This window comes from Methylocaldum sp. (assembly GCF_039794385.1).
In the GTDB taxonomy this organism is placed as follows: domain Bacteria; phylum Pseudomonadota; class Gammaproteobacteria; order Methylococcales; family Methylococcaceae; genus Methylocaldum.
In genome coordinates, this window is sequence record NZ_JBDIVO010000432.1 from 1 (window position 1) to 3427 (window position 3427).

A 3427-nucleotide genomic window follows, 5' to 3' on the forward strand; every position below is an offset into this window, starting at 1 on the left:
CTGCCGGATGGCAGATGAAGGAATATCCCATGCGCCTGCAGAACGGCATGGTGCAGGTGGACATCACCGGCTAGCTTTCGCCATCGGTGCAGCGAACCTGCGCCGACCTCTTTCTCCACCCCAACAGCCCTGGTATTTGAGTCATGGCCACTATCGAAGTCACCGACGACACCTTTCAGCAGGTGATCGAAACCCATCCCATCGTCGTTCTGGATTTCTGGGCAACCTGGTGCGGGCCGTGCCGCGCCTTTGCGCCGGTTTTCGAAGCCGCCTCCGAAAAACACCCCGATTTGTTTTTCGGCAAGATCGATACGGATCAACAACGCCAACTGTCGCAAGGATTCGATATCCGCTCGGTGCCGACGCTGATGGTGTTGCGAGACAGGATCGTGGTGGTTCGCGAATCCGGCGCATTGCCCGCCAGTTCGCTGGAAAAAGTGATCGAGCATGTCCGGGCGCTGGACATGGATAAGATCCGCGCGGAACTCGACGCTCGGGACAAGGCCGCGGTTTCGGGCTGAGCGCCCGGCTGCATTCTGTTTTATCCGGCCGATCAGTTCGTGGGGCAGGGGATGTCCTGACCGCTTTGGCGCGACCTCTCCCGGTTTCCCGCCACCCCGGCGGTACGCAACTCCCAGTCACAGGAGGAATGAGCACGTACCGGTGGGCTTGCCGGCAGGCAGCACGGGGGCGGCCGGGCTCCGGCGTACGTGATCGGAAAGCCCCTAGGCTGCTTTCCGGCGCAGGGGAACCATCTGTGCGATCACCTGCAATACGGTAAATCCATGGGTCGCGATGTCGACGGCGAGGAGAAAGACATCGGCGTTCTTGGTCGTTCCGGCCAGCTTATCCGCACGCATCACGGCCTCCTGCCCGATCCGCCCGGCGGCAAGAATGTCCTTGAATACCTGGACATCGGGATTGTCGTCGCCGAGCTGGGCGATCAAAGCCTCCGCTCGTCCCTTAAACCAGTCGGGAATGCCGATTTCCGCCCACTCGGGGCCGTTGAAAAACGATCTAAGATTCATGGCCATAACAAAAGTCTCCAAAAATCGAGCACCGGGCCGCGCCCGATGATTAAAACTCCTCATCCCTCGCATGCTCGGCGAGCGCTTTTTCGACGATGTCGCGGCAGCGCAGTAGGCGTTCGTACTCCGCTTTGTCGACTTGAACCCACTCGCCTGACGGAGAGACTTCCGCCGGTGGCGCGACGGCCTGGGCGGCTTCGAATAAAGCCCGTTCCAATTGAAAGATGCGTTCGCTCGCCCGCTCGAGGTAAGGCACCGGATTAGCCTTGATATTGGCTTCATGCAGGGCATCCAGGCACAAGAGCTCCCCGAAGCGCCTTATCGTCTGGCGTGTTCTCTTCCCGAAATCGCGCTCGATGACCGTCATAACCACTCCGACTCTTTCTCAAACTCTCGGCGGGCTCCGAACTCAAGACGCCGAAACTGCTCGGGATTTCGTACCTTTCCCGTTACAGCGGCGGTCCGAGGTCGTCCGAAGCCTGCTTTTTCTTCTTCTCGACTTTCGCCGAGGCGTAGCTTCCCGCGTTCTTCAGGGTGACGGGAGGCGGGCCTTCCAAGTTGTGGGAAATCAGCGTCAAGGTACGCTCGAATGCCTTCTGGGCCGCCGAAGCGTCGTAAGTATCGCGCTCTTCACAGTTGAAGCTATGTCCCGCCGGATAATCGTAAACGCTGACGTCCGGTCTGGCGGAACGGAATTGAACGACCAGCTCGAAAGGGATATACGGATCGAGAGACCCGAAATGCAGCTGCGTCTGAATCTTCCGCTTTCCGTACAAATCCTGGGTCACCCCGCAGGCGTAATAGATGCTGGCGCAAGCCAGCCCCTTCACCATGTTGGCCGCGTGGTAAGCCAGGTAGCCGCCCCAATCGTAGCCGACGATAGCCACCTTGCCGGCACTGGCGACGGCATCGACCGCCGCCTGAATGTCGGCGATGGCGTTCGTCAGTCCTACCTGCCGCGCGAGATCCAGACCCTCGGCAACACCGGTGTCGTCATAGCTCAACTCGACATCTTTTTTTACCCGATCGAAGAGGCTTGGCGCGATGGCCATATAACCCTTCGCCGCGAATGCGTCGGTCACCGTCCGAATGTGCCGGTTGACGCCAAACACCTCGTGAAGCACCACCACCGCACCCTTGGGCGCGTCCGGCGGCTCGGTCCGATAAGCGGAAAATACGTGGCCGTCGGCCGCAGAAATCTCGATCATCGCACACCCCGCAATCTGTCAATCCTCATCGATACCCTTGCGAAGGCCGTCACATCGACACCGTATAGACGAAGCACATTCCGGCAAACGGGACGATTCGGGCCTTTTTGAATAACTAAGCAGTTGTCGCGCCAAACCGTGGTCTGAGTGCGTGAGGCAGATGTTTTCGGTGTGATTAGGGCGGGAGCGGTCAGTCGAGTTTGCTGTTGCGGGACGGAAAAATAAGGCACTACGAGCGGGCGGATGAACGAATTTTATCGCCGCTCCGGCCTTGCCGATGGCTGCGGAGTATTGCAACGCAGCTAATTTCCATACAAATAACCTTGTAATTTAGTCGACAATTCTCCACACTTGTGGCGGGTTTGTTCGAACAAAAGAACCTGGCCAGCCGCACACTCGAGCAGGTTGAACTGCCGTTTCCAGGTTGACAGGCTGCGTTACCTTATTCGCTTCACTTGATTGTCGAGGCCAAGTCTCCGTACCGAATTTATGACTGACGAAAACCAAGCGCGCGCCGCCCTGGCGGCCAACCCCTTACCGCCGAACCCGTGGGTACAAGTTACCGATGACGGCATCATCATCAAGGCGGGCTATAGCGACACGCTGCACCGGATGCTGCGCTGGGTTCCGAAGGTGCAATGGGTTCCCGAGAAACGTCACTGGAAGGTGCCCCTGGCCGGCGCCGAGCTGATACGTTCGGTGTTGCCTGAAATCTCACGCCTGGCCGAGGCCACTCACGAGGAGTTCAGAGAGCCTGCTCCGCCCGCTCAAAAGGAGCCGCCACTCGACGCACGTGCGGATGCGCCAAACCCGTCGACGGGCGATTCCGCCACGCGCGTATTCGATCCCGATGCGTCCGAACGGGACCTTTTTCGCAATGCGGCGCGGTTTCTGTTCGGCAGCGATTGGCAGCGGGACACTGCTCGGGCCTTGGGCCGGGACGAACCGGCACTGGCCTGCTGGCTGGTGGGCGAAAGCGTGGTAGAGGACCATCCCCAAGTCCTGTTGAACGAGATGCTGGCTTTAATGCGCAGGCGCGCCGCCGCAATCACCGCCGCGGCGGATCAATTGGCTGAAGCTATCGCGAGGAAAAAGCAAACCGGCTCCGGTGACACCGGAAACGGCAGTTGATCGTTACGGACTTGGTCGCCGATAACATTCTGTTCTATCCGAAAACGATTTCGTAGTAGG

5 protein-coding genes are annotated in these 3427 nt (G+C 59.2%); 2 read left to right on the plus strand and 3 right to left on the minus strand.

Translation table 11 applies throughout. The annotated features are described in order from the left end of the window. Positions 1-143: 143 nt before the first annotated feature. Positions 144-521: a thioredoxin family protein gene (locus tag ABJK70_RS22190; RefSeq protein ID WP_347259160.1), complete on the plus strand. Its 378-nt coding sequence runs from the start codon at positions 144-146 to the stop codon at positions 519-521. A 204-nt stretch (positions 522-725) separates the two neighbouring features. Here the strand turns inward: ABJK70_RS22190 and ABJK70_RS22195 are convergent, their stop codons facing one another. The 3 genes from ABJK70_RS22195 to ABJK70_RS22205 all read right to left on the minus strand — a co-directional run bounded on the left by ABJK70_RS22195 (position 726) and on the right by ABJK70_RS22205 (position 2236). Next, on the minus strand, positions 726-1034 hold the full coding sequence (locus tag ABJK70_RS22195; protein ID WP_077729965.1) for a hypothetical protein: 309 nt from the start codon (positions 1032-1034) through the stop codon (positions 726-728). A gap of 43 nt (positions 1035-1077) precedes the next feature. Then, the gene (locus ABJK70_RS22200; RefSeq protein WP_347259161.1) at positions 1078-1395 is read right to left on the minus strand and encodes a hypothetical protein; all 318 of its coding nucleotides are present in this window, start codon (positions 1393-1395) and stop codon (positions 1078-1080) included. An 82-nt stretch (positions 1396-1477) separates the two neighbouring features. After that, the gene (locus ABJK70_RS22205; RefSeq protein ID WP_347259162.1) at positions 1478-2236 is read right to left on the minus strand and encodes a dienelactone hydrolase family protein; all 759 of its coding nucleotides are present in this window, start codon (positions 2234-2236) and stop codon (positions 1478-1480) included. Between the two features lie 489 nt (positions 2237-2725). On the opposite strand from ABJK70_RS22205, the gene ABJK70_RS22210 reads away from it, so the two are divergent. Beyond that, positions 2726-3367: a hypothetical protein gene (locus ABJK70_RS22210; protein WP_347259163.1), complete on the plus strand. Its 642-nt coding sequence runs from the start codon at positions 2726-2728 to the stop codon at positions 3365-3367. The last annotated feature ends 60 nt before the right edge of the window (positions 3368-3427 follow it).